This is a genomic window from Lentzea sp. NPDC036955 (assembly GCF_055608005.1).
Genome location: NZ_JBVJRC010000002.1, coordinates 602,048 through 626,988, shown reverse-complemented (window position 1 = coordinate 626,988; position 24,941 = coordinate 602,048). Strand labels below are relative to the sequence as shown.

Genomic DNA, 24,941 nt, shown 5'->3' with positions numbered 1-24,941 from the left:
AATGCAACGTGAAAGGCCTACGCAATTCCTGGAGAGGGATCGCCGTTCGGGCCGGGGAGGACGATCGAACAATGATCATCGCTTTGGACGGGCCCGATGGCGCGGGCAAGAGCACCCAAGTCCGCGACCTGGTCGCATGGGCACGGGCGGAGGGCCACTCCGCCGCCGTCGTCGGCAAATGGGACGTCTTCCGCCACGACGTGGTGCCGCACGCGCGGTTCCTGCGGGGCACGGACCAGGTGGACCTGCGCACCTGCATCGCGGAGATGCCCACCCCGGCACGGATGCTGTTCCTGGGGTGGATGAACGCCACCGCGGCCACACTCGCACTCGAACGCACCGAGGACCTCGTGGTCCTGGACGGCTACTGGGCGAAGCACGCGGCAGCCGAACTGCTCGCCGACTGCCCACCCGACCTCGTGCACACGATCAACGCCGCGATGGCGCCCGTCGACTCGGTCGTCTACCTCGACGTCACGCCGGAGGAGGCCTTGCGCCGCAAGGGCACCGACCTCGCCCCCTACGAGTGCGGCCGGGACGCCGGGTGCTCCCCCGCGCGCTTCCTGACCCACCAGACGGCCGTCCGCCGGGTCCTGCTCGACTGGGCGCGCACGCGGGGATGGACGGTGATCCCCAGCGACTCCCGGCAGAACGTCCAACGCGCCCTGCGCGACCACGTCGCCGCACTGCTCTCCGCCCCTCACCGCGGTACGACGGCGGTGATCGACTGGTCAACCGGATTGCGCCCGCTCCGCGCAGCCACCACGGCCTCGGCGGACATCAGCCCGACCGCGACCGGGAGTCCGATCCGAAGCCGGTGATCCGGCGACCGGCCGAGTGGCGCGGGGCGCTCGGGGTCTACGAGGCCGGGCCGCCGAGCAGTCGTTTCCGTTCGGCGGCCACGATCTCGCGGGCGATCTCGGCGTCGGAGATGTCGAACGCCTCTGGCGCGCTGTCCGCCGTCGCCGAGGTGCGTGCGAAGTCGTCGAAGAGCTCGCGCTTGCGCCCGAGGATGTCGGTGATCCGGCGGTCGACGCCCTCCTCGGACAGCAGCCGGTGGACCTGGACCGTCTCGAGCTGGCCCATCCGGCGCGCCCGTGCGATCGCCTGCCACTCCGTGGTGGGCTTGAGCTGCGGCTCGCAGATGACGACCACCGAAGCGGACTGGATGTTGAGACCGACACCGCCGGCCACGATCTGGGCGACCAGGACCGCGCCACCGGCTGCCCCGGAGAACTCGTCGACCATCGCCTGGCGCCGGGCAGCGGGGACCGATCCGGTGAGCGGCCCGAACACCTTGCCGGGCAGGATGCGGGCGACGTCGTCCAAGACGCCCCGGAAGTGGGAGAAGACCAGCACCTTGCGCTGGTTCTCCTCGGCCTCCTCCACGATGTCGAGGAGCCTGCGGACCTTCTCGGACCTGTGGCCCGCCCGCAGCGCGGCCTGGCGCATCGCCATGAAGTTCGACTCGGACACGGACGCGCGGTAGGCCCGCTGGTCCTCGTCCGAGAGCGGCAGCCACTCCTCCACCTCGACCAGCTCCGGCAGCTCGGTGAGCACGTCCTCCTGGTTGCGCCGCAGGTAGACGGGGGCGACCTGCTTGCGGAACTGGCGCGGGGCGTGCTCCCCCGCGTCGACCGCGAGGTCGGGGCGCAGGTAGTCGACGAGGTTGCGGAACTCCTCGATCCGGTTCTCCAGGGGCGTGCCGGTCAGCAGGACCGCGCGCGGGGCGCCGCCGATGAGCGCCCGCGACCTCGCCGTCCGCTTGGCCTCGGGGTTCTTGATGTAGTGCGCCTCGTCGAACACCAGGCAGGCGGGGGCGGCCTTCGCGGGAACCCGTCCCTCCAGCCACGCCAGGCTGTCGTACGTCGTGACGGCGACGCCGCCGTCTCTGACCCACTGCCTGAGCGCGTCGTCGCGGCCCTGGCCGTGCAGCCGGAACGCCCCCAGGTCCGACTTCGACCGGACTTCGCGGACCCAGTTCGTCACCACGGCCGCGGGGCAGACGACCAGGAAGTGGTGGGAGCCCTTGGCGCGCAGGTGCGTGAGCACGGCGATCGCCTCGACGGTCTTCCCGAGGCCCATCTCGTCGCCGATGATGACCTTGCGCTGCACGATCGCGAACCGCGCGCCGAACGACTGGTAGCCGCGCAGCGAGGCGCGCAGGTGGGACGTCTCCAGCTTGAGGTCGCGGATCGCGTCGAGGATCTCGTCCGGGAGGTCGCCGCCGGTGCCTTCCTCGTCACCGCTGAGGAAACCCAGCTCGGAGAGCATCGCGTAGTAGTCGGCGGGACGCGCGAAGAAGTCCTCCCACGGGTCGGCCGCGCCGCGGGACGTGCCGCCGCCGTCGTGGTGCCCGAGCGCCCCCGCCCAGTTCGTGACCCTGTCGCAGACCGCGCGAAGGTCCGCGACCTGCCGTTCGGCGGGGATCACCACCAGGTGGGTGGCGCCGTTGGCGACGGTGTTCGCGATGGCGCGCAGCTCTTCCACGGCCGCCAGCTCGGCGGCGGCCGCGCCGATGGACCGGACCGCGGACCAGGCGCGCAGGGCGCGGAGCAGCTCGGTGGCCGCGGGCGTCCGCTTGGCGATGTCGATGCGGACCGGCATTTCGTCCAGGGTGGTCTGCCAGATGGTGCGCGCGGCCCCGATCATCCGCTTGCCGGTCACCTCGCCCACGCCGGGAAGCGCGGGGATCGCGTGTTCGTGCCGCAGCACCGCGCCGACGGTGGTGATCCCGGCTTCGCGGAGCGCGCCGAGCCGGAGCTGTCCGCTCGTGGCCTCCCGCAGGCGTTCGACCGGCATCTCGGCGACCATCGCCATGGTCTCGTCCTGGCGCAGCGCTTCGGCGGCGGTGGCGACGACGGCCTGGACCTGGTGCACCTCGCGCAGCGACCGGTCGATCGCCGCCAGGGCCGCCCGTGCCGGTGCCAGGAACCGCACGTCGACCACCTGGGAACCGGCCGGGAGCCGGTGGGCGAAGCCGACCTCGGGCGCCAGCAGCATGTTCTCGGGGACGTCACGCGTCAGCGCCGGGTCCCACCGCTCCAGCTGCGCCAGTGCGGTCAGGGCACCCGAGCCGGTCAGCCGGCCGTCGAGCTCGGCGAGGTGCTGCACGCTGCCCGCTGCCTTCTCCTTGCGGGCCTTGGAGGCGAACAGGCGCCGGGCGCCGAACGCCGATCTGCTGTCGGCCAGCGCCGTGCGGACGCGGTCGTTCAGGAGACCGGTCAGAGCCTCGTGCGCCTGCTCGGAGACCTGCGGCAGCTCGTGCGCGCGCCGCAGCGCGGTGACGCAGGCACGGTCGTCGGGGCGCAGGCTGATGGTCTGCCACAGAACGGTCTGGCCGACCCCGCACCGGTGCACGCGGCGCTCGATCTCACTGGCGGCGGCCGCGGCCTCGTCCGCGACGGCCTTCCTGGTCGCGCGCACAGCCGCCGCCCGGTGGGACCACTGCTGGAGGCTGGCCGCGATCTCCTTGGCGCGCTCGCGTTCGACCTTGTCCATCGTTCTCTCTCGTCACCCTGCCTGCCGGCGTCGACCGGCGGGAGCTGCGGTCTGCTGTCCCCTCGCGAGCGTGTCCTGGTCAGAAGGGCGCTGTCCCCTTCGACCACGACTGGGCCCAGTCCCCGCGGACGCCCGTCGCCGCGAAGCCTCCCAGGTCGGTGGTCCTGAAGGGATCGGCGAGGTAGCGCACCTGGTCGTGCTCGGGACCGCGCGGGTCGACGGAGACGAGGGCGAGGCGGTAGTGGGGTGCGGCGTTCTTGCCCGTCATGACCTCGTTGTGGGTCACGAAGAAGTCCTCGGCACCCGCTGTGCGCGCCTTCACCTCGATCCGGATGGCGGTGCCGTCCGGGGCGGCGGAGAGCACGTCGAAGCCGGGGTTGGTGAAGGCCTGCTCCTCGGGTGCGCGGCCGAGCTTCCGCTCGGCCGCCAGGACGAGGTCGATCCCGCGCCGCTCGACCTCCTTGGTCTCCTTGGCGTGCAGGGGCGCGTTCCGGTCGATCTCGTCGGCGACCAGTGAGAGCGGGAGGACCAGTGCGGCGGTGACGAACCGCGGTGGCTGCGTCGACATGTGGCTCTGCCGGTCCAGCAGCTCCATGCGCCTGGCGAGCCGCACGTCGAGCTCGGCGGCCTTGCCGGCGAGGCTGGTGGCCGTCTCCTTCACCTTCTCCCCGCGCCGCTGCTTCTCCTGGGCGGCGGAGGCGTCCCGGAGCAGGCGCTCCCGCTCGGCGACCAGGCGTTCCCGGACCTGGTGGCGCGTCCGTTCCAGCTCGGCGGCACGGGCCGGGCGGACCTCGTCGAGGTACTCGCGGAGCCGGTGGGCGCTGATCCAGCTGAGCGCCTTGGTCTCGGCGTCGGCGAGCCACGCGGCGGTCTTGGCCTGGTCCACCCCGTGGCCGCGAGGAGCAGCCACGCAGTCCAGGTACGGCGCCGGGCCGGCGGAGGTGACGGTGCCGTGCTCGTCCACGAACACGTACCCGAAGCGGCGTGCCACGGACGCGCCGGTGGCGTCGTTCACGGTCTCCTCGACGCCGACCAGCAGATGGGGTTTCTCCAGCGTCGCCGACACCAGGACCGTGCCGGCGGCGAGGGAACCGGAGAACCGCTCGATCGCCAGGTCCACCACCGCGTCGTGCAGCGGGTGGCCCGGCGCGAGCAGGTCGGCCCGGACGGCTTCCTCGTCCCCGATGTGGTCGAGCGCGAAGCACACCCGCTCGTACCGCGACGCGACCGGGGCGTGCGCGTGGGCGCGGACCGCCGGTGGGACGTGGGGGATCTCGAAGCGCCCCTTCTCCCGCCGGACGACCTTGCCGCCCAGCCGGGCGAACGCGACCTTGAACGCCATCTCGACGTAGTGCGGCTGCAGGCGCTTCGCCCTGGCTTCGTCCATCGCCGCCCGCATCGTCTGGAGGTCGTCGTCCGAGAAGCCGGTCGCGGCCAGCGCCCGCTCGGTGAGCAGGTGCCGCACCCTCTTCCCGGCTGCCTCGTCGATGACCTCGTGCATGCGCGCCCGTACTTCGGGCTGCTCGCCGTATTGGATGGCGCGCAGCAACAGGTCGCGCAGGGGTGTCTCCGCGAACGCCTCGCCGAGGACGTCGAAGACCTTCCCGCCGTAGGACTCGCTCATCTGCTCCAGCTTCCGGAGCAGGGTGGCGAAGACCTCGCCCTCACGGGTGTCGGTGGCCACCAGGTTCCACAGCCGGCACACCTCGGTCTGGCCGATGCGGTGCACGCGCCCGAACCGCTGCTCGATGCGGTTCGGGTTCCACGGCAGGTCGTAGTTGACCACCAGGTGCGCGGCCTGGAGGTTCAGGCCCTCGCCCGCGGCGTCCGTGGCCAGCAGCACCTGGCACCCCGGGTTCTGGGTGAACTCCTCGGTGGTCCTGCGCCGGTCCAGTCGCCGCACCCCGCCGTGGATCGCCACGACCGCCTCGGGCCGCCCCAGCAGGGTGGTGATGCGTCCGCGCAGGTAGTCCAGCGTGTCCCTGTGTTCGGTGAAGACGATCAGCTTGCGCGGCACGCCTCTGCCATCGGTCGTGAGCGTGTGGTCGTGGAGGATGCGGGACAGCTCCGACCACTTGCGGTCCGTGCCGGACGCGCGGACCCGGGACGCGGCCGCGATGAGCACGCCGAGCTCCTTGAGTTCGGCGCTGAGCTCGGCGACGGTCTGGGCGGCCGTCGCGGCGTCCACGACCTCCTCTTCGAGGGACTCCAGCTCCTCGGCGCTCAGCTCGTCGTCATCGAGGACAGCGAGGTCGGCGTTCGGAAAGGACTCGGCGAACGAGCCCGCCTCGATCTCGCGCTTCTTGCGTTCGAGCCGCTCGGCGCGGCGGCCCAGTGACCGGTGGATCGCCTCGGGGCTCGAAGCCAGCCGCCGCTGGAGAACGGTCATCGCGAACCCGACGGTGTTCCGCCGCTTCCCGTCCAGGCGCTCGGCCCGGTTCATCCCGGTGCGCACGTACTCGGTGACGTCCTCGTACAGCTCCTGCTCCAGCGGGGTCAGCTGGTACGGGACCGTCTCGGCGACGCGTTCGGGGAACAGCCGCTTCCCCTCGAAGGTGAGGAGGCCCTCCTTGACCACGCGGCGCATGAGCCCCGCGGTGTCGACCGTGGTCTTCTTCCTTCCCGCGAACCGGTCCCGGTCGAGCAGGGTGAGGAAGGCCTGGAAGTCCTCCTCCTTGCCCGAGTGCGGGGTGGCGGTCATCAGCAGCAGGTGCCGAGCGATCTCACCGAGCTTCTCCCCCAGCAGGAACCGCTTCGTCTTGCGCAGCTCGCCACCGAACCAGTTGGCGCCCATGCGGTGCGCCTCGTCGACGACGACGAGGTCCCACCGGCTCTCCAGCAGCTTGCGCTGGAGCTCCTCGTTGCGGGCGAGCTGGTCCATCCGCGCGATCACGAGGTTCTTCGCCTCGAAGACGTTGACGTTGACGTTCGCGTCGATCAGCTGGTTGGTGAGCAGGTCGAAGCTGAGGCCGAACTTGAAGAAGAGCTCGTCCTGCCACTGCTCGACCAGCCCACCGGGAGCCACGACGAGACACCGCTGCACGTCGTCGCGGAGCACGAGCTCCTTGACGTAGAGACCCGCCATGATCGTCTTGCCCGCGCCGGGGTCGTCCGCCAGGAGGAACCGCAGCGGTGTGCGCGGCAACAGCTCCCGGTACACGGCGGAGATCTGGTGCGGCAACGGGCGGACGTTGCTGGTCGCCACCGCGAGCATGGGGTCGAAGAGGCCGGCCAGCTGGATCCGCTTGGCCTCGGCGGCCAGCTTGAAGTCCTCCGCGGGAGCGTCGAACGCACGCGCCCCGCTGTCGGCGACGGTGAGCGAGTCCTCGTCGTCGCGGTAGACGAGGCGCTGCCCCAAGGAGCCGTTGACGCGCTTGTAGGTCAGCTCGACGGTGTCGGCACCGTGCGGCTGAGCGAAGAGGACGGTGACCGTCTCGCCCGGCTCCACCCCGTTCAACCGGACACTGGACGTCAACGACTCCAACCGCACGCGCAAAGCTCCTGTCGACCGCACCACGACGTTCCCCACGGCATGTCGTGGCCCCGGCACGCGGTGTTACCGGCCGGCGTGCCATCACGTCACGCCCTGGCGAACGTCTCCGCAAGATCGCTTCGGCTCGATCAGGCGGCGGGCAGGGTGAACCAGACGGTCAAGCCGCCGTCGATGCCGTCGGCCATTCCGATCGTGCCGCCGTGGGCGGTGACGACGCGTCGGCAGGTGGCAAGTCCGATGCCCGTGCCGCCTTCGACCGTGCCGTGCTGGTGCACCTGGCTCAGCAGCGCGAAGGCCTCTTCGCGGCGTGCGGGTGGGATGCCCCTGCCGTTGTCGGCGATCTCGACGCGCACGAACTCGCCACTGTGCTTCGCCCGGATCCGCACGCGGAGCCGCCGGTCGGGGCGTGCGAAGCGGACCGCGTTGCTGATGACGTTCTGCAGCAGCGCTCGCAGGTGTGTCTCGTCGCCGCGGACTGCCGGCAGCGGTTCGAGGTCCAGCTCCACCGGCTCGGTTCCCGCGCCGGTGGAGCGGTCGTCGACGAGGTCGGCGAGGAGGGTGCCGAGGTCCACAGACCGGCACCTCAGCTGTCCGCCGAGCTTCGCGTACTCCAGCAGTTCGTCGACCAGGGCGTGCATGCGGTTCGCGGCGCCCCTGCCGCGTTCGACCAGTCGCCCGGCGGTCGGGGCGGCCACGACGGCAGGGTGGTCCGACAGCAGTTCGAGGAATCCCGTGATGCCCGCGAGCGGGTTGCGCAGGTCGTGGCTGACCCGTCCGGCGAAGTCGGCGAGCTCGCTGTTGGAGCGCAGCAGCTCGGCGCGGGCCGCGGACAGTTCCGCGACGGTGCGGGTGAGCGCCAGGCCGGACCGTCGCAGCTCCAGCACGTCGACGGCCTGGTGGGCGAGCAGGTCCAGGCTGCGCCGCTGTCGCGGGTCCAGCCGGCGGGGGACGTCGTCGAAGACGCACAGGGTGCCGAGCACGGCGCCGGAGGGCGCCTGCAGCCTGCTGGCGGCGTAGAACCGGACCGATGCGATCCGGCCCGTGACGAAGGGGTTGGCGGCGAAGCGGGGGTCCTCCCGTGCGTCGAACACCTCGACCGGCTCCGGGGTGACGATCGAGACCGCGCACATCGAGTCCTCCCGCGAGCAGACCGAGGGTGAGATCCCCACCGCCGCGACCTGGTGCTGCAGGTGCTCGCTGATCAGGTTGACCGCGCCGTGGGGTGCCCCGCAGACCTGCGCGGCCAGCTCCGCAAGAGCTTCCAGGTCGGGATGGCGCCCCAGGTCCTCGATGCCGTACTCGGCCAGCACGGAGTCGCGGTCACACAGGTCAACGGGCATCGGGCACCGCCTCTCCCGGATGTGCCACCGGTCCGGACGCGGGCACGGGACCGCCCGCGGGCTCGGCGCTGGCGAACCCCACCCGCGTCATCCGGCCCCACTCGGCCTTCCCGCCCCGCAGGGCGTCCACCAGGCCGCGCAGCCGCCACACCGCCGTCAGCTGCCGGTAGCCGACGTTCTCGACGACCGCCACCACGAGGGCCACCGCCAGGTCACGCCAGCCGCGGTAGCGGTGGAACGAGTACTCCTCCACCACGAGGGCGACGAGGGAGAGCGCGACGCCGTAGCCGAACGCCACCAGGAAGAACAGCACGGCGAAGGCCCAGTCGACGGCCCCCATCAGCAGTCCGGCGGCGAGTGCGACGAGCCCGAACAGCTCGACCACCGGCGCGAGCAGCTCGAACAGCGCGTAGAACGGCAGTGCCAGCGTGCCGACCGCGCCGTACGCCGGGTTCCCGAGCATCCTGCGGTGCTTCCACAGGACCTCCGCAAGGCCTCGGGACCAGCGGCGCCGCTGGCGGCCGAGCACCCGCAGCGACTCCGGCACCTCGGTCCAGGCCACCGGCTCGGGGACGAACACGACCCTGGCGCGCCGCCGGTGCTCGCGCATCCAGCGGTGCAGGCGGACGACCAGTTCGGCGTCCTCCCCGATCGTGTCGACGTCCAGCCCACCGACCTCCACCAGGACGTCGCGCCGGAACAGGCCGAACGCCCCGGAGACGACGACGAGCGCGTTGAGGGCCGACCAGCCGGAGCGTCCCAGCAGGAACGCACGCAGGTACTCCACGACCTGCGTGCGCGCCAACCAGGTCCTCGGCATGCGCAGCTCGGTCACGCGTCCGGCCGTGACGGTGCTGTCGTTGACCGCGCGCACGACGCCGCCGGTGGCGACCACGTGTTCAGGGTCGTCGCCGAAGGGCCTGGCCACGACGAGCAGGGCGTCCGGGTCGAGGAGCGAGTCGGCGTCGACCATGCACACCAGCGGTTGGACCGAGACGTTGATGCCGGTGTTGTTCGCCGAGGCCTTGCCGCCGTTCTCCTTGCGGACCACGACCAGCGGCACCGCTCCCGGCGGGGCGTGCACCGAGGTGATGGCGCCGCGGGTGAGGACGTCCTCCGGCACCACCCGCGGGACCTCCACCAGACCGAAGTGGGAGCGCAGCACGTCGAAGGTGCCGTCGGTGGAGCCGTCGTCGACGACCACGACCTCGAAGAGCGGGTGCCGCAGGGCCAGCATGGCGTTGACGCTCTCGACGATCGTCGCTTCCTCGTTGTGCGCCGGCATCACGACCGAGACCCCGAGCGCCAACGGGTCGGTGTACGTCTCTTCGAAGCCCGCGTACGGGCGGCGCCGGAGGTGGCGGCGGAACTCGCGCACCGCGAGCAGGATCAGGCCGAGGTAGCTCGTGTTCAGCAGCAGGAAGTAGGCCAGCACGAACCAGTTGGCCAGAACGACGACGTCGCTGACGACGTCCAGCGCGGTCATGTCCGCACCGTCGCCGGCGGCCTCCTGGCGTTCGCCGCCGCCAGAGCCTCGCGGGCATGCCCCGAACGGTCAGCCACCCGCGCGAGAGCGGCCACTCCGTCAGGGCGGATCGCGGCGAGAGACGCGGCGGCCGTGTGCGCGACCCAATGCACGGGATCGTCGACCAGCTCGGTCAGCACCGGGACCGCGCGCCGCGCGCCCAGCACGCCCAGGGCCTCGGCCGCCGTCACCCGCAGCACGAGCGGCTCGCGGGCGGAGGTGGCGGCGATGACGTCGTCGACCGGGGTGGGAGCGCCGATCAGGCCGAGAGCACGGACCGCACGCAGGCGGACCTCGGTGGAGCGGTCGGTGCGCAGCATCGCCACGAGCACGGGTGCCGCCGCCACCGCGCCGATCAGGCCGAGGGCTTCGGCGACCTGGGCGCGAACGAGGTCGTCGGCGTGGTCCGCCGCGGCGAGCAACGGTGGGACCGCCGCCGGGCCGACCTGCCGCAGCGCGGTCATGACCAGGTGGTGCGGTAGCGGGGGTGTGCGCCGCAGGCCGTGCACGAGTGCGACCGCCGCGCTCGGGTCGGCCAGCCGGCCGAGGGCCCGCACGGCCACGGCCCGCACTTCCAGGTCTCGGTCCCCCAGGAGTCGTGCGAGCTGCGCCGTCGCCCCCGGTCCGCCCACCGCGCCGAGCAGGTGGGCCGACCGGGCACGCACCACGGCGCTGCGCCGATGTGCGCCGCGCATCGCCCGCTCCACCGAACCTCGCCGTTCGAGCAGGCCGACCACGGCGGTTCGCGCCTCGCCGCGCACCTTGCCGAGCATGGCGACCGCGACCGGCTCCAGTGCGCGCCACGTGCGCGCATCCACCGCGGCGAGCCGTTCCACGGACACGGCATCGTCGTCTTCTCCTGCGACCAGCCGGACCAGCCACGGGCGAGCGGAAGCCACCAGGCCCGCGCGGCGTGCGTCGGTGACCCGCAGCCACCACCGGCCGGCCAACACCGCCAGGGAGAGGGCGACGAGCAGCACGGCGAGGCATCCCACCGCGACGACCAGCACGTCGCGGTCGATCGACGGGGACACCGGTGAGGTCATCGCCGGCTGCGGGCCAGGACGGCGCGGACCCGGCTGGCCAGCTCACGGGGGCTGAACGGTTTGGTGAGGTAGTCGTCCGCTCCCCAGTCGAAGCCGCCTTCGACGTCGCTCTCCCGGGCACGGGCGGTCAGCAGGATCACCGGGATGCCGGCGGTGGCCTCGGCCGCGCGCAGTTCCCGGCAGACGTCCAGGCCGGTCATCCGGGGCATCATCACGTCCAGGACGGCGATGTCCGGCAAGGCGTCGCGGGCCAGGGTCAACGCCGTGGCGCCGTCTTCGGCGACGAGCACGTCGTAGCCCGACTGCTCGAGCTTGAACACCACGACGTCCCGGACGTCAGCATCGTCATCGGCGACGAGCACGGTGGTCATGGGAACTCCCGAACTCTCGGTCTCCCGTTCGAGGTACCCCTGATTAGACCATTCAGTCCTTCACGTCATCTGGATGGCGCAACCGCCGCCGGAAGAACGCCGTCTCACCGGTAGAGCATGACCAGGTCGGCCTTGCAGGCGGGACGGGGCTTCCCCTCGACCTCGACGACGACCGACACCACGGCCTCCACGAAGTCACGGGCCCGCGACTTCGCCGACGTGAGCTCGGCGGTCAGCCGGATGCGTCCTCCGGCCGGAACCGGTGTGGTGAAGCGCAGCGCGTCGACGCCCCTGTTGACGACCGACGAGGCCCCGTCGACGCGGAGCACCTCGTCGAGCATCGGGACCACCAGCGACAGGGTGAGGAAGCCGTGCGCCACCGGTCCTCCGAACGGACCTGCGTCGGCTGCGGGACCCGCACGGTGGATCCACTGGTGGTCGCCGGTGACGTCGGCGAAGCCGTCCACCGTGCGCTGGTCGACGGTGCGCCACGAGCTCGTGCCGAGCCGGTCGCCGACGGCGTCGAGCAGGTCGGCCGGTGTGGCGAAGATCCGGGCCGTCATGAGGCGGTGGTGGTGAGCGGTTCCGGGGAGGCGGTCACTCGATGACCAGTTCCGGCCAGGTCAGCACGGTGGAACCCCAGCTGAGGCCCGCGCCGAACGAGGTGACCAGTACGCGGTTGCCTGCGACCAGCTCCCCTGCGGCGGCGGCATCGCCGAGGACCAGCGGGATGGAGGCGGCGACCGTGTTGCCCACGCGGTCGACGTTCAGGAGGAAGCGCTCTTCCGGCACCCGGAGGTTGCGTGCCACCGCGCTGATGATCCGGGCGTTCGCCTGGTGGCACGCGAACCGGTCCACGTCCTCGAGGCGCCAGCCGGCGTTGTCGAGCACCTTGCCCGCCGACTCGCTCATGCGCGCCACGGCGTGGCGGTACACCGGCTGGCCGTCCATCCGGAAGTGGACGTCGGCGGGGTCGAGCGGCTCTCCGGAACCGCGCTGCTCGGAACCACCGGCGGGCACGATCAACAGGTCCGAGCCGGTGCCGTCCGATCCCAGGTCGAACGGGCCGAAGGCGCCCGGTTCGTCCGCGGTGCCCGCGCGGAGCACCACCGCGCCGGCGCCGTCGCCGAAGATGGCCGCGGTGGTGCGGTCCTGCGGGTTCAGCACCGTGGTGAAGGTGTCGGCGCCGATCACCAGCACGCGTTCGGCGATGCCCGCGGCGATGTGGCCCGCGGCCGTCGCGAGCGCGTACACGAAGCCCGCGCACACGGCGTTGAGGTCGAAGGCGGGCACCCCGCTCAGCCCGAGCCTGCTGGCGACCTCGGGCGCGGTGGACGGGCAGGGGTGGTCCGGTGTCGTCGTGGCCACGATCACCAGGTCGACGTCCGCGCCACCGGCCGACTTCAGCGCACGGGCACCCGCCTCCACCGCGAGGACCGAGGTCGACATGCCGGGTTCGAGCACCCGGCGTTCCCGGATGCCGGTCCGCTTCCGGATCCACTCGTCCGAGGTGTCCAGCTGACGAGCGAGCTCGTCGTTCGTCACCACCCTCGACGGCAACCACGTGCCGATCCCGCACAGCACCGCGGCACGGCGTTGATCCGCTGTCATACGTTCTCCCGTTGATCTCGCGTGGCGCGTCGACGCCGGTACGACGTCATCGACGCTAACCAGCGCGAGCCGGAATCGACTGTGGAAGTCCACAGCGGCGCGTTCCCGGCCGCATCGTCGCCAAGCCGAACCGCACCGATGTCATCGGCACACCAGCGGGCCCGTCATTCCCAGGTCCTAAGTGGACGGAATGGCGAGGTGGCCGCGCGGTCCGATCAGGTCACACAACCGACTGTGGTTCTCCACAGCACGAACCTCCCCCACCTGTCGCAGAGTTGGTGCTGCCAACGGTTGCCGACGCGCCGCCGAGCCGCCCATCGCAGGAGGAAACGTCTTGTCCAGCGTGTACAACACGATCGCCGAGGTCCTGACGACCAAGTTCGCGGTTCCGGCCGACACGATCACCGCGGACACCGCGCTCGAAGAGGTGCTGACCGACTCCCTGGACGTGGTCGAGTTCGGCGTCGTCATGGGCGAGCACTACAACGTCCTGATCTCCGACGAGGAGCTCGAGACGGTCACCACGATCGCCGACGTCGCCGGGCTGCTGAGCGGCAAGGTCGCGGCATGACCTCGCGTCCCGAGGTCGTCATCACCGGCCGGGGGATGGTGACCTCGGCGGGCGTCGGCGTCGACGAGAACTGGAAGCGCGTCAGCGCCGGCGAACCGACGGCCGTGCTCGGTCCTGACCTCGGTGTGCTGGGGACCCAGGTCGTGTGCCCGGTCACGGACTTCGACGCGCGGATGCTGCTCGGTCACGGTGCTCGGCGGCTCGACCGCTACAGCCAGCTCGGCATCGTCGCCGCCGGCGAGGCGGTCCAGGACGCGGGACTGCGGACCAGCGACTGGGACGGCGCCCGCGTCGCGATCGTCATCGGGGTGTCGGTCGGCGGCATGGAGACGCTGACCGCGCAGCACGTGGCGATGCTGAACCGCGGCCCGGCCGCGACCTCACCGCTCACGATGCCGATGTCGCTGGTGAACATGGTGGCCGGTCAGCTCGCCATCCACCTGTCGGCGACCGGTCCCAACCTGACGGTGTCGACCGCGTGCGCCTCCGGTGCCACCGCGATCGGCACGGCGCGGATGCTGCTGCAGTCCGGTGCGTGCGACGTCGCGGTCGCGGGTGCCGCCGATGCCTCGCTCGTGCCGCTCGTGCTCTCCGCGTTCGCCAGGATGGGGGCGCTCACCAAGCGGTCAGCGGACCCGAGCAGGGCCTCTCGCCCGTTCGACCGCGACCGGGACGGGTTCGTGGCAGCGGAGGGCGCGGCCATCGTCGTCCTCGAACGGGAGGCGGACGCCCGTGCCCGCGGCGCGACGGTCCGGGGCCGGGTGCTCGGCTACGGCGCCTCCGCTGACGCCCACCACGTGACCAGCCCGCACCCCGACGGCGTGGGCGCACGCGCGGCGATCACCGCGGCGCTGCTGGACGCGGGCCTCACCGGTGCGGACGTCGACCACCTCAACGCGCACGGCACGTCGACCAAGCTCAACGACCAGGCAGAGGCGAAAGCGGTGCGCGAGGTCTTCGGCGACGGGATCTCGGTGGCCTCGACCAAGGGCGTCACCGGCCACCTGCTCGCGGCGGCCGGGGCGGCCGAGACCGTCTACGCCTCCCTCAGCATCGAACACGGGCTGGTCCCGCCCACGGCCAACCTCGAGAACCTCGACCCGGAGATCGACCTCGACCTCGCCCCGGTGGCGAGGCGGCAGGCGATCGAGATCGCCATGAGCACCTCGTTCGGGTTCGGCGGGCAGAACGCCGCACTGCTCGTCGGCGCGCCCTGACCGGCACCCAGAGAAGAAGGAGCAAGCAAGTGGTTGCGCACGACGCTCGATCGGAGGCGCTCGCGCGTCTCACCGCGGACCAGGTGGCGGAGTTGCGCGGACTGCTGCGGTACGGCGCCGACGAGGAGCACGACCGGTACGCCAAGCTCTTCTCCACCGCGGCCTTCGACCAGGTGGAAGGCCGCTCGCCCGCCGAGAACGCCGCTCTCGCCTACCGCCGGCTGCGGCAGGTCAACGCCGAGCTCGGACCCGTTCGCGAGTTCGTCAGCGGTGACCTGGAGCGCTTCCTCGTCCTGCACGAGTGGGCCGGTGTGCTCGACCCGACCCTGGTGTCGGTGCTGACCATCCACTACAACCTGTGCCTCGGCGCCGTCCTGGAGCTCGGCGGTGACCGGCCGGAGCTGGCCGCCGTGGTCGACGAGCTGGCCAGGATGGACTCGGTCGGCGTCTTCCTCGCGACCGAGCTGGGTTACGGCAACAACGTCGCCGAACTGCGCACACGGGCGGTCTACGACCGTTCGACCGACGAGTTCGTGCTCACCACGCCGAGCCACGAGGCGCGCAAGTTCATGCCCAACACCGGCCTGGACGGCGTGCCGAAGATCGCCGTGGTGCTGGCCCGGCTGGAGATCGACGGTGCCGACGAGGGCGTGTTCCCCTTCGTGGTGCGCATCCGCGACGAGAACGGCCCGTGCCGGGGAGTCGACGTCAAGCCGCTGGGCGACAAGCCGGGGCTGGCGCTCGACAACGCCGTCACCACCTTCCGGGGCGTGCGCGTTCCGCGAGCGTTGCTGCTGGACGCCGCAGAGCCGGTCATCGCTGCGGACGGGAGCCGCACGGGTGCGGTCAGGTCGTTGCGCCGCAGGTTCACCAGGGCGATGACCAGGGTGCAGACCGGCAAGCTCTGCCTCACCTCCGCGACCGCGGCCGCCGCCCGCGCCAGCGTCTTCATCGCCGTCCGGCACGCGCACGGCCGGCGCGTCACCGTCTCCGGTGGCCGGTCCGTTCCCGTCATGACCTTCCGGACCCACCAGGCGCAGCTGCTCGACGCCCTTGCCAGGACGTGCGCCGTCAGCGTGCTGTTGAACGGGACCAGGCGGCAGGCGGCGCGGAGCTCTCTCGCCTCGGTCGAGGTCAAACGCGCGCTCGCCGTGACCAAGGCGCTGGTCACGTGGACGGCGCAGGACGTGGTGACCACCTGCATCGAACGGTGCGGAGCGCGGGGCATGTTCGCGCACAACAGGATCTCGCCCTACGTGGCACTGGTCCAGGGATCGATCACCGCCGAGGGCGACAACCAGGTCGTGCTCCTGGACGCCGCCAACGAGATGCTGCTCGGCCGCGGCTACGAGCCACCGGTCTCGGCACCCGGTCACGGCGCGCTGGACGACCCGGAGTTCCTGCTCCGCCTGTTCTCGCACCGCGAGAACAGGGTCTACGAGGAAGCACGCGCGGCACGCAGGACCGGTGACGACCCGTTCGAGCGGGCCAACGGCGCCGCGTTGCCGGCCTCGGAGCTCGGCAGGGTGCACGGCGTGCGACGTGCCCTCGAAGAACTCCACGCACTGGCGCAGCGAGCCACCTCCGCCGAGGTCGGTGAGGTCCTCCGGGCGCTGTTCCTGCGGTTCGCCCTCGCCGAACTGGGCCGGGACGCGGCCTGGCACCTGTGCGACGGCACCCTCGAACCCGCTCAGGCCCGAGAGCTGCCCTCGCTGGTCGCTGCGGTCGACGAACGGCTCTTGCCCCGGGTCGAGGACGTCGTCGACGCCTTCGGCATCTCCAACGACGTGCTGCGCGCTCCCATCGCCTCCGCGGACTACGTCGAGGCCTACGCCGAACTGCTGCCCGTACCCGATCTGCCGCTGGTCTGACCACGAGAGCCGACGGAGACAGAACCCGTGACCACGACGATTAACCCGGCCGCGACCCCCGCGCCGGTGAAGCCGGCCAAGCCCGGTGCCCGCGACGCGCTGAACGCGCTCGTCGACGCCGGCAGCCTGGTGGAGTTCGGCGCGGAGGCGAAGCACCAGTGCACCGCCTTCGGCATGCAGGCCAAGACGCCTGCGGGAGATGCGGTGATCACGGGCACGGCCGAGATCGACGCGCGGCCCGCCGCCGTGTTCGCCCAGGACGTCTCCGTGCTGGGCGGGACCCTGGGCGCCACCCACGCGCAGAAGATCGCGCAGGTCCTCGACCAGGCGGAGCGGGCGCGGTGCCCGGTGGTGGGCGTGCTGGACTCCGGCGGAGCGCGCATCCAGGAGGGGGTCTCCGCTCTCGACGGGTACGCGTCGATCTTCCGCCGCAACGTGGCCCTGTCCGGGCGGGTGCCGCAGATCAGCGTGATCCTCGGTGCCTGCGCGGGCGGTGCCGCCTACTCCCCCGCGCTGACCGACCTGATCGTGATGGACCGCCAGGCGCACATGTTCCTGACCGGTCCCAAGGTCGTGCGCAGCGTGACCGGTGAGGACGTCACCGCCGCGGACCTCGGCGGTGCGCCCGTCCACTCCGCCATGTCCGGCCTCGCACACCTCGTGACCGAACGCCCCGAGGACGCGTTCCCGCTGGTGCGCCGGATCTTGTCCTACCTTCCCAGCTCGTGCTGGGACGAGCTGCCGCTGCACCTGGCCCGCGAGCCGGAGACCGACCCCGAGGTGCCGTCCGAACAGCGCAAGACCTACGACGTGCGGCGAGTCGTGCGCGGGCTGGTCGACGGGGACAGCTTCCTCGAGCTCCAGCCGCACTACGCCGCGAACATCGTCATCGGCTTCGCGCGGGTGGACGGCATGCCGGTGGGGGTCGTGGCGAACCAGCCGAACACGCTGGCGGGCACGCTCAACGCCCAGGCGGCCGAGAAGGGCGCACGGTTCGTGCGGATGTGCGACGCCTTCGGCCTCCCCCTGGTCACGCTCGTCGACACCCCGGGTTTCCTGCCCGGCCGGTCCCAGGAGACCGACGGCGTCATCCGCCGCGGCGCCAAGTTGTTGTACGCCTTCGCGGAAGCGACCGTGCCCAGGGTGACCGTGATCCTGCGCAAGGCCTACGGCGGCGCGTACATCGTGATGAACTCCAAGCAGCTCGGCGCCGACCGCGTGTTCGCCTGGCCCACGGCGGAGATCGGCGTCATGGGAGCCGAGGGCGCGGTGGAGGTCGTGTTCCGCCGCGAGCTCGCCGCGAACCCCGGCAAGCGCCAGGAGCTGCTGGAGAACTACCGCGCGGAAGCACTGTCGCCGGCGCTGGCGACCGCACGCCAAGCCGTCGACGCGCTCATCACGCCGGCGCAGACCCGCGACGCGATCATCAAGGTCATCCGTCCGTTGATGCGTGCCCGGCGCCCGGAGCACCGGCACGGCAACATGCCGCAGTGACGACAGCTCAGGACTCCATCTCCGCCTCACCCAGGATGCCGCCTTCCGCTACCGCGAGGGCGGCATTCTGCTGCGCGCGGTGCGGTGCCTGAGCTGATCTCGCGGAGCCGTCAGCCGGAGGGGCTCGTCCTGTGCCAGGGACTGGAACACCGGTTTGCCCCGCCGGTCACGACTGCCTTCAATCGAGAGGCGACTTCGATCAAGAGGCAGCGCACACGGCGGAGGTGTGACCGAATTCATTTTTCTCTTTTTTCCTTATCGCCCCAAACGACATCCTCGTGCGGATGTGATAAATCTCGTCGCACCCCAGGAGAAGCGTCCCCCGAATGCCTCATTTACGCCCGTGACCAGCAGGGTACCCTCGCGTGGAATTGAAAGAGCAAATTTAACACCCGTGGACTAATACGATTATTACCCGAACGGACCAGCTGCTGACTACGGAGCGTTCACGATGAAAGCCGACGCAAGTCGACGCCGGAATCTCAACAGCCGGACCGCCCTCGTCGGCCGCGGGGCCGAGTTGCAACGCATCACGGAGGCCCTGGACGCAGCGGAGGCCGCCATGCCCTCCACGCTCCTGTTCGAAGGAGCGACCGGCATCGGCAAGACGGCACTGCTGGACGCCGCGTGCTCGATGGCACGTGAACGCGGATTCGTCATCTGCAGGGCCGTGGCGTCGCCGATGGAGCGGGAGATGCCGTTCGCCGTGGTCCAGCAGCTCTTCGAGCACCTGCGCCTGGAGCGGACCAGCGGTTGGGACGAGGAAGCCGCACCGCACGGGCACGCGGTCATCGCCGGGCACCCCGCGGGCGACCTGGGCGACTTCGAGGAGGTCCACGTCCACCGGGCGATCCGCGACCTCTACCGCATCACGACCGGTCTCGCGCAGCACGCGCCCCTCTGCCTCGTCATCGACGACGTGCAGTGGACGGACGTGCCGTCCCTGCGCTGGCTGAACTACCTGGTCCACCGGGTGGCCCGACTCCCGGTCACGATCCTGCTGGGCCGCACGTCCGGCATCCGGCCGACCGATCCGATCCTCCTCGCCGAGCTCGAGATCTACTCGGAGCGGCTGCGGCTGGGCGTTCTCACCGCGCCGGACGTCGCGGCCCTCACCGAGCAGGTGCTCGGACGCGCACCGCACGAGAAGTTCACCGCCTCCCTCCTGCGGGCCACCAACGGCTGCCCCATGGTGTCCACCCAGATCCTCTCCCTGATGAGGGAGCAGTCGGTGGCACCGGACGAGCAGGCCGCGGCCAACCTGATCACCCCGCAGCCAGAGGAACTGGGGCGGTCCGTGCTCGCGCGGCTCAACCGGCAGTCACGCGAGCTGGTCGAGGTCGCCAAGGCGATCGCCGTCGTGGTGCCACCTCACCTGGAGCTCCTGGCCGCGGTCACGGGCATGAGCAGCGGCGCGGCCGCGGACCAGGTGCGCCAGCTCGAGGGGATGGGGGTGCTCGCTCCGGAGGGCGAGCTCACCTTCGCCCACTCGGCGCTCAGGAGCGGGATCGAGGAGGCCGTCGCCTACGGTGACCAGGAGGAGCTGCACGCCAGAGCCGCGCGGTTCCTGCACCGGACGCGCGCGTCCTCCCTCCTCATCGCACGGCACGTCCTGCGGACGTCCTCCCGTCTGGGTTCCTGGGCCGTGGACGCGCTCCGGGCCGCCGCCGAGACGCTGATCACCGAGGGCGATCCCCAGTCCGGTGCGAAACTGCTGAACAGGGCCCTGCAGGAGGACGTCTCCGCCGCCCAGAGGCGAGACCTGGTGCTGCGGCTGGGGTTCGCCGAGACCTACGTCGACCCGCGGATGGCGGTCGTGCACCTCGAGGAGGGCATCGGCGAGCTGGACGACCCGGAGAGGACCCTCGCGGTCGTCTGCCGGCTCGCCCAGGTCCTGTACCTCGACGGTGCCTACGACAAGGCGGACGAGGTGCTGAGCCGCGCCGTGGACGAGATCGGGCCCAAGATCCCCGCGGCGGTCGACATGCTGCAGCTCCTGAGAAAGCTCACGGTGCCGTCGCGGGACCCCTCGACCGGCCAGGTGGACCTCACCCGCTTCGACGAGCGGGAGTGGCGCAGTCGCGACGCACGTGGTCGCAGGCTCGCGGCGCTGATCGCCGAGGACGCCGGCAACCGGGGAACCGACCTGCACCTGTGCCGCGAGGCGGCCGTCGCGGCGATGCAGAACGGCGCGGCCGCCATGCTGCAGCACCCGCAGCGGCTCCTCGGCGTGCTCAACGCCTTCATCCGCACCGATGACCTCGAACTGGTGATGCGCTACTGCAACGACGTCCTGCTCGAAGCGCACCGGGAGGGGTTGTCGCTGATCGAGCTGCTCGGCCACACCGTCCGTTCCCGGGCGCACTACCACTGCGGGTCCTTCACCGAAGCGGTCGCGGACGCCAGGCTCGCGTTGTCCGCTGCGAGGAAGGCGGAGCTGCCGCCCGACCACTTCGGGAACGTCTACGCCGTCGAAGCGCTGATGCGCGCACACATGGAGCTCGGCGCGCTCGACGACGCGGAGGAGGCCCTCCTGCTCCTCGGCAGGACGAGGACGCTGCCGCAGACCTGGCCGCACACCGCGCTCCTGCACGCGAGGGGTGCGTTGCGCATGGAGCGCGGTGACGCCGCGGGAGCGCTCGCCGACCAGCTCGAATGCGGTGAGCGCCTGGTGTCCTGGGGCATGGGCAGTCCGGCCGTGCGCCCCTGGCGCTCCTACGCGGCGCTGGCCAGGCTCCGGCTGGGGCAGCGCAGGCAGGCACTGGACCTGGCGCTCGAAGAGCTGACGCTGGCACGGAAGTGGGGCGCGCCGACCGTCGTGGCCCGCGCGTTGCTGACCGTGGGCATCGTGACCGGCGGTGCCGCCGCCGCGCCCTGGCTGTCCGAGGCCGACGCGCTGCTGAGGGGGTCGCCCGCGCGGATGCTGCACGCCAGGGTGCTGCTCGAGCTCGCCGTCACCCAGTGGGAGAAGGGCCACCGCGACGCGGCACGGCGCCACCTCGCGGAGGCGCGGATGCTGGGCGAGCAGTGCGGCGTCGTCGTGGAGCCGGGACAGCGGCTCGCGGGTCTGGGGGCCGGCGCCGCGGGGAGTGAGCTGGTGCGGCCTCGTGCCGAGCCGGCGAGCGTGCCGCCACCGGGCCCCTCGTCCACCGCGCTGCTGACGCCGCACGAGTACCGCGTGGCGAGCCTGGTGCTGGAGGGGAGGTCGAACGACGAGGTCGCGCACAAGCTCAACGTCACCCGGCGCACCGTCGAGTTCCACCTCACGAGCATCTACCGCAAGCTCGGTGTGCGCCGCCGGACCCAGCTGTCCTCCGCACTCGGCGGCTTCGTCTCACGGAGGTGACGCCGCCGGAACGCGCCGGGCGCTACCGCTGGTCCAGCGAGGAGATCGTGTGCTTCGCCGGCGCACGGCCGGCGGGCGCTGTGCCTTCCTCCTGCTGGGTGTTCGCCGAGTAGTGGGCGACGGCGATGGCCCCGGCGAACGCCAGCACGAACCCGATGGTCGCGGCGGTCAGGTACCCGTCGCGGACGGTGTCACCGAGGTAGACCAGGCCGACGAACGACGAGAGCGCCGTGTTCGTGGTGAACATGATCGCGGTGACACCGGTCGGGCCGCCCTTCTGCAGGGCCATCGCGAACAGCACCGCCGCGACGAGGCCGTTGAGGACGATGGCCCAGGCCGCCGGTTCGAGGACCAGTCGCCACGCGGTGTCGGGGAGGTGGAGGGTCCTGGCCGAGATGCCGACGACGCTGTAGGCGATGCCGGAGCCGAAGGCCAGTGCGACGGTGGCCCAGACGTGGTTGTGGCGGCGGGCGTAGACGGCGATCGCCGCCACCGGGAGTGCCACGGCCACGAGGACCCACCGCCACTGCGGCGGCAGGGCCTGGGCCCTGCCCGGCTCCGCGGAGACGCCCAGCAGGACCAGGCCGATCGCGCCGACGGCCAGTGCCACCCACCCCGACCTGCGCAGGCGGGTGCCCATGAATGCGCTGATCATGGCGGTCACGCCGACGCTGAACGCGAGCATCGACTGGACGAGGAACAGCGGCAGGCGGTGCAGGGCCGCGGACGCGCACGCGAACCCCAGCAGGTTCACGCCGAGACCGAGGAAGTACCGCCACTGGCGCCAGAGAGCGATGAGATCGCGAGACGATCCGCCGTGCGCGGCGACACGCCGGACACCCATCGACTCCAAGATCGAACCACTGCCTGACGCCAGGGTCGCCAACACAGCGAGGACGTAACCCAGAGCCATTCGTCCATTCTGTCAGCCGGTGTGCGCGGTGCTTTCAACCTCCCCGGGCCAGTGCGGTCCCGACCCAGTCCCCCGGGGCGCGGGTCAGGGGGTCCGGTGCGGCAGTGAACAGCGCAGCGGCCACCTGGCCGGTCAGCGATGCGGTACAACAGTCGCAGCGCCACACCCGCGATCACGCCGTCACGACGGCAGAGACCCGGCCACCGCAGCAGGAAGGGTTCCCATGGGGATCTCGCTCACCGCAGCCGACGTCCTCCCCGGCGACGCAGCGGACGCCACGCTGGCCGGGAGGGTCTTCGACCCGTCCGTGAGCGGCCCTTCGGTCGTGGCGGTCCGCGGTGAGGAGGTCGTCGACCTGTCGCCGGTGGCGCCGACCGTGTCAGCGCTGCTCGAACGGCCGGACGCGGTGGAGGTCGTCAGGACGCACCCCGGTGGCACGTCGTGGCCGCTCGCGGAGGTGCTGGCGGCCACGGCGAGCCGGGCCGCCGGTGCCGTCCCCCGGTTCCTGGCGCCGGTCGACCTGCAGGTGCTCAAGGCCGCCGGCGTGACGTTCGTGCGCAGCATGCTCGAACGGGTCATCGAGGAGCGCGCCGACGGGGACCCGGCGCGGGCCGAGGAGGTGCGCGCGAAGGTGGGTGCGGCCGTGCGGGGCCACATCTCCCACCTGCGGCCGGGGTCCGCCCAGGCCGCGGAGGTGAAGGGGGTGCTGCAGGCGGAGGGGCTGTGGTCGCAGTACCTGGAGGTCGGCATCGGGCCCGACCCCGAGATCTTCACCAAGGCGCCGGTGCTCTCGGCGGTGGGGCTGGGCGCCGACGTCGGCGTTCTCGCCCGCTCGGAGTGGAACAACCCCGAGCCCGAGCTCGTCCTGGTCGTGGACTCGCGCGGGAAGCCGGTCGGCGCGACGCTCGGCAACGACGTCAACCTGCGCGACTTCGAGGGGCGCAGTGCCCTGCTGCTCACCGAGGCGAAGGACAACAACGGCTCCTGCGCCGTCGGGCCGTTCCTCCGGCTGTTCGACGACGGGTTCACGCTCGCGGACGCCAAGGCCACCGAGATCGCCCTGGACATCACCGGGCCCGACGGGTTCGAGCTGCACGGCGTGAACCCGGTCTCCGAGATCAGCCGGGAGCTGGAGGACCTCGTGTCCCACGCCTATGGTGCCCACCACCGCTACCCCGACGGGTTCGTGCTGTTCACCGGCACGATGTTCGCCCCGACCGAGGACCGGGACCAGCCCGGTGAGGGGTTCACGCACAAGGTCGGGGACGTCGTGCGCATCTCCTCGCCGCGACTGGGGGCGTTGACGAACGTCGTGAACACGGCCGAGGACGCGGAGGACTGGGCGTTCGGCATCACCGCGCTGATGGAGAACCTCGCCGGCCGCGGTCTGCTGGGGTCGCGCGCAGGTCGCGGACCGACCGGCTGAGCAGGGGAACGAGCGCCGCGGCCACGAACACGACCCCGCCGGCGAGCGCCACCGTCCGCGCACCCCACTCGGCCGCTGCTCGTCCCACCACGAGCAGGCCGATCGGAATCGCGCCGAAGGACAGCAGGTCGTCGTAGGAAGACACCCTGGAGAGGACTTCGGGGCGCACGTTCTGCTGCAACGCGGTGTCCCAGGTGACCCCGGACACCGTGAACCCCATCGCGCCGACGAAGACGCAGACCAGCAGCACCGGCAGACCGGCGTCCGCGCTCAGCGCGAACAGCGGGAGCGCGCCGAAGGCGGCCGCGACCATTCCCGCGCGCAACGGCCTGCGCAGCACGAGGCGGTACATCAGCAGGCTCATGGCGACGAGGCCGGCCGCGCGCACGCTCAGCACCAGGCCCCACGCCGCGTCGCCGCCGTCCTCCCTGGTGAGCGCCGGGCCGAGCACCTGCCAGGGGCCGACGTTCGCGAGGTTGACGACGAAGAACGCCAGCGACGTGACCCACACCCAGGTGGTCGACCTGAACTCCCGCCAGCCCGCCCGGATGTCGGGCAGCAGGCTGCCGCGCGCGCCGCTGACCCGTCCGGACCTCGGCAACCGGGACAGCAGTGCGGCCGCGATGAGGAAGCTCAGCGCGTCGGCGGCCACGGCCCAGCCGCCGCCGGCGACGGCCGTGATGACGCCGGCGAGGGCGGGGCCCGCGACCCGGCTGACGTTGCGGCTCAGGGACAGCGCGGAGTTGGCGCGGTGCAGGTCCTCCGGTGCGACGAGCTCGGGGACGATGCCGCGCAGGGCGGGCGACGCGAACGCCTCGAGTGCGCCGTGCGCCACCGCGAGCAGGGACACGGGGAGCAGGTCGAACGTGCCGGACAGCAGGATCGCGGCGACGCCCGCCTGCGTCAGTCCGGCCCCGAGGTTGGCGTGGACCAGCAGGGTCCTGCGCGAGAACCGGTCGGCCACGGCACCGCCGACGAGCAGGAGCACGAGCTGAGGACCGATCCCGGCCGCCAGCACGATGCCGAGGTCGGTGGCGCGTCCGGTGGCCCCGAGAACGCCGAGCGCCAGCGCGACGGACGACATCGAGGAGCCCAGGAGGGAGACGGTGCGGGCGGCGAGGAACCCCCTGAACGGTGGCCGGAGGACGGTAGAGTCGATCATCTTCACCGGGCGAGGCTCGCAGTGCCGGTTCCGGGATCTCCAGCTCTGCGACGA

General features: G+C 71.7%; 17 protein-coding genes. 7 read left to right on the top strand and 10 right to left on the bottom strand.

Annotated elements, in window-relative coordinates:
* Positions 1–71 precede the first annotated feature (71 nt).
* Positions 72–821 (top strand): dTMP kinase, encoded by a 750-nt coding sequence (locus ACZ7CF_RS07765; protein WP_470369184.1) that lies wholly within the window; start codon positions 72–74, stop codon positions 819–821.
* Positions 822–858: 37 nt separating this feature from the next.
* On the opposite strand, the gene ACZ7CF_RS07760 is transcribed toward ACZ7CF_RS07765, so the two are convergent.
* The 8 genes from ACZ7CF_RS07760 to ACZ7CF_RS07725 form a co-directional block, all read right to left on the bottom strand.
* On the bottom strand, positions 859–3,501 hold the full coding sequence (locus ACZ7CF_RS07760) for a DEAD/DEAH box helicase (RefSeq protein ID WP_470369183.1): 2,643 nt from the start codon (positions 3,499–3,501) through the stop codon (positions 859–861).
* A gap of 79 nt (positions 3,502–3,580) precedes the next feature.
* On the bottom strand, positions 3,581–6,976 hold the full coding sequence (locus tag ACZ7CF_RS07755; protein WP_470369182.1) for a helicase-related protein: 3,396 nt from the start codon (positions 6,974–6,976) through the stop codon (positions 3,581–3,583).
* Positions 6,977–7,122: 146 nt separating this feature from the next.
* Positions 7,123–8,334, bottom strand: coding sequence for a sensor histidine kinase (locus tag ACZ7CF_RS07750; RefSeq protein ID WP_470369181.1), 1,212 nt, complete (start codon positions 8,332–8,334; stop codon positions 7,123–7,125).
* Positions 8,324–9,820 carry a glycosyltransferase family 2 protein gene (locus ACZ7CF_RS07745; protein ID WP_458432352.1) on the bottom strand — a complete coding sequence of 499 codons (1,497 nt, stop codon included), beginning with the start codon at positions 9,818–9,820 and terminating at the stop codon, positions 8,324–8,326. Before ACZ7CF_RS07745 ends, ACZ7CF_RS07750 begins: the two co-directional genes overlap by 11 nt.
* On the bottom strand, positions 9,817–10,905 hold the full coding sequence (locus ACZ7CF_RS07740; protein ID WP_470369180.1) for a HEAT repeat domain-containing protein: 1,089 nt from the start codon (positions 10,903–10,905) through the stop codon (positions 9,817–9,819). Before ACZ7CF_RS07740 ends, ACZ7CF_RS07745 begins: the two co-directional genes overlap by 4 nt.
* Entirely contained in the window at positions 10,902–11,276 is a 375-nt protein-coding gene (locus ACZ7CF_RS07735) for a response regulator transcription factor (RefSeq protein WP_360383593.1), read from the bottom strand. Before ACZ7CF_RS07735 ends, ACZ7CF_RS07740 begins: the two co-directional genes overlap by 4 nt.
* A 104-nt stretch (positions 11,277–11,380) precedes the next feature.
* On the bottom strand, positions 11,381–11,839 hold the full coding sequence (locus tag ACZ7CF_RS07730) for a MaoC family dehydratase (protein ID WP_360383596.1): 459 nt from the start codon (positions 11,837–11,839) through the stop codon (positions 11,381–11,383).
* A 34-nt stretch (positions 11,840–11,873) separates the two neighbouring features.
* Positions 11,874–12,887: a beta-ketoacyl-ACP synthase III gene (locus ACZ7CF_RS07725; protein ID WP_360383599.1), complete on the bottom strand. Its 1,014-nt coding sequence runs from the start codon at positions 12,885–12,887 to the stop codon at positions 11,874–11,876.
* A gap of 343 nt (positions 12,888–13,230) precedes the next feature.
* On the opposite strand from ACZ7CF_RS07725, the gene ACZ7CF_RS07720 reads away from it, so the two are divergent.
* The 5 genes from ACZ7CF_RS07720 (at position 13,231) to ACZ7CF_RS07700 (ending at position 21,386) form a co-directional block, all read left to right on the top strand.
* Positions 13,231–13,458, top strand: a complete 228-nt coding sequence (locus ACZ7CF_RS07720; protein ID WP_458434402.1) for an acyl carrier protein — start codon at positions 13,231–13,233, stop codon at positions 13,456–13,458.
* On the top strand, positions 13,455–14,675 hold the full coding sequence (locus tag ACZ7CF_RS07715; protein WP_470369179.1) for a beta-ketoacyl-[acyl-carrier-protein] synthase family protein: 1,221 nt from the start codon (positions 13,455–13,457) through the stop codon (positions 14,673–14,675). The genes ACZ7CF_RS07720 and ACZ7CF_RS07715 overlap by 4 nt, the downstream gene beginning before the upstream one ends.
* Before the next feature lie 29 nt (positions 14,676–14,704).
* The gene (locus ACZ7CF_RS07710) at positions 14,705–16,546 is read left to right on the top strand and encodes an acyl-CoA dehydrogenase family protein (protein WP_470369178.1); all 1,842 of its coding nucleotides are present in this window, start codon (positions 14,705–14,707) and stop codon (positions 16,544–16,546) included.
* Positions 16,547–16,573: 27 nt separating this feature from the next.
* Positions 16,574–18,040 (top strand): acyl-CoA carboxylase subunit beta, encoded by a 1,467-nt coding sequence (locus tag ACZ7CF_RS07705; RefSeq protein ID WP_470369177.1) that lies wholly within the window; start codon positions 16,574–16,576, stop codon positions 18,038–18,040.
* Positions 18,041–18,491: 451 nt separating this feature from the next.
* Positions 18,492–21,386, top strand: a complete 2,895-nt coding sequence (locus ACZ7CF_RS07700) for an ATP-binding protein (protein ID WP_360383609.1) — start codon at positions 18,492–18,494, stop codon at positions 21,384–21,386.
* Between the two features lie 22 nt (positions 21,387–21,408).
* On the opposite strand, the gene ACZ7CF_RS07695 is transcribed toward ACZ7CF_RS07700, so the two are convergent.
* The gene (locus tag ACZ7CF_RS07695) at positions 21,409–22,230 is read right to left on the bottom strand and encodes a hypothetical protein (RefSeq protein ID WP_470369176.1); all 822 of its coding nucleotides are present in this window, start codon (positions 22,228–22,230) and stop codon (positions 21,409–21,411) included.
* A gap of 292 nt (positions 22,231–22,522) precedes the next feature.
* Between ACZ7CF_RS07695 and ACZ7CF_RS07690 the strand changes: the two genes are divergently transcribed.
* A complete protein-coding gene (locus ACZ7CF_RS07690; protein ID WP_470369175.1) occupies positions 22,523–23,725 on the top strand; it encodes a fumarylacetoacetate hydrolase family protein in 1,203 nt (400 codons plus the stop codon).
* Here ACZ7CF_RS07690 and ACZ7CF_RS07685 read toward each other — a convergent pair.
* On the bottom strand, positions 23,652–24,887 hold the full coding sequence (locus ACZ7CF_RS07685) for an MFS transporter (RefSeq protein ID WP_470369174.1): 1,236 nt from the start codon (positions 24,885–24,887) through the stop codon (positions 23,652–23,654). The genes ACZ7CF_RS07690 and ACZ7CF_RS07685 overlap by 74 nt on opposite strands.
* Positions 24,888–24,941 lie beyond the last annotated feature (54 nt).

What these genes read in the sequence shown, in the direction of transcription:
- ACZ7CF_RS07765 (WP_470369184.1), top strand. Translation starts at nt 72, where the DNA reads ATGATCATCGCTTTGGACGGGCCCGATGGCGCGGGCAAGAGCACCCAA.
- ACZ7CF_RS07760 (WP_470369183.1), bottom strand. Translation starts at nt 3,501, where the DNA reads ATGGACAAGGTCGAACGCGAGCGCGCCAAGGAGATCGCGGCCAGCCTC.
- ACZ7CF_RS07750 (WP_470369181.1), bottom strand. Translation starts at nt 8,334, where the DNA reads ATGCCCGTTGACCTGTGTGACCGCGACTCCGTGCTGGCCGAGTACGGC.
- ACZ7CF_RS07745 (WP_458432352.1), bottom strand. Translation starts at nt 9,820, where the DNA reads ATGACCGCGCTGGACGTCGTCAGCGACGTCGTCGTTCTGGCCAACTGG.
- ACZ7CF_RS07740 (WP_470369180.1), bottom strand. Translation starts at nt 10,905, where the DNA reads ATGACCTCACCGGTGTCCCCGTCGATCGACCGCGACGTGCTGGTCGTC.
- ACZ7CF_RS07735 (WP_360383593.1), bottom strand. Translation starts at nt 11,276, where the DNA reads ATGACCACCGTGCTCGTCGCCGATGACGATGCTGACGTCCGGGACGTC.
- ACZ7CF_RS07730 (WP_360383596.1), bottom strand. Translation starts at nt 11,839, where the DNA reads ATGACGGCCCGGATCTTCGCCACACCGGCCGACCTGCTCGACGCCGTC.
- ACZ7CF_RS07725 (WP_360383599.1), bottom strand. Translation starts at nt 12,887, where the DNA reads ATGACAGCGGATCAACGCCGTGCCGCGGTGCTGTGCGGGATCGGCACG.
- ACZ7CF_RS07715 (WP_470369179.1), top strand. Translation starts at nt 13,455, where the DNA reads ATGACCTCGCGTCCCGAGGTCGTCATCACCGGCCGGGGGATGGTGACC.
- ACZ7CF_RS07700 (WP_360383609.1), top strand. Translation starts at nt 18,492, where the DNA reads ATGAAAGCCGACGCAAGTCGACGCCGGAATCTCAACAGCCGGACCGCC.
- ACZ7CF_RS07695 (WP_470369176.1), bottom strand. Translation starts at nt 22,230, where the DNA reads ATGGGTGTCCGGCGTGTCGCCGCGCACGGCGGATCGTCTCGCGATCTC.
- ACZ7CF_RS07690 (WP_470369175.1), top strand. Translation starts at nt 22,523, where the DNA reads ATGGGGATCTCGCTCACCGCAGCCGACGTCCTCCCCGGCGACGCAGCG.
- ACZ7CF_RS07685 (WP_470369174.1), bottom strand. Translation starts at nt 24,887, where the DNA reads ATGATCGACTCTACCGTCCTCCGGCCACCGTTCAGGGGGTTCCTCGCC.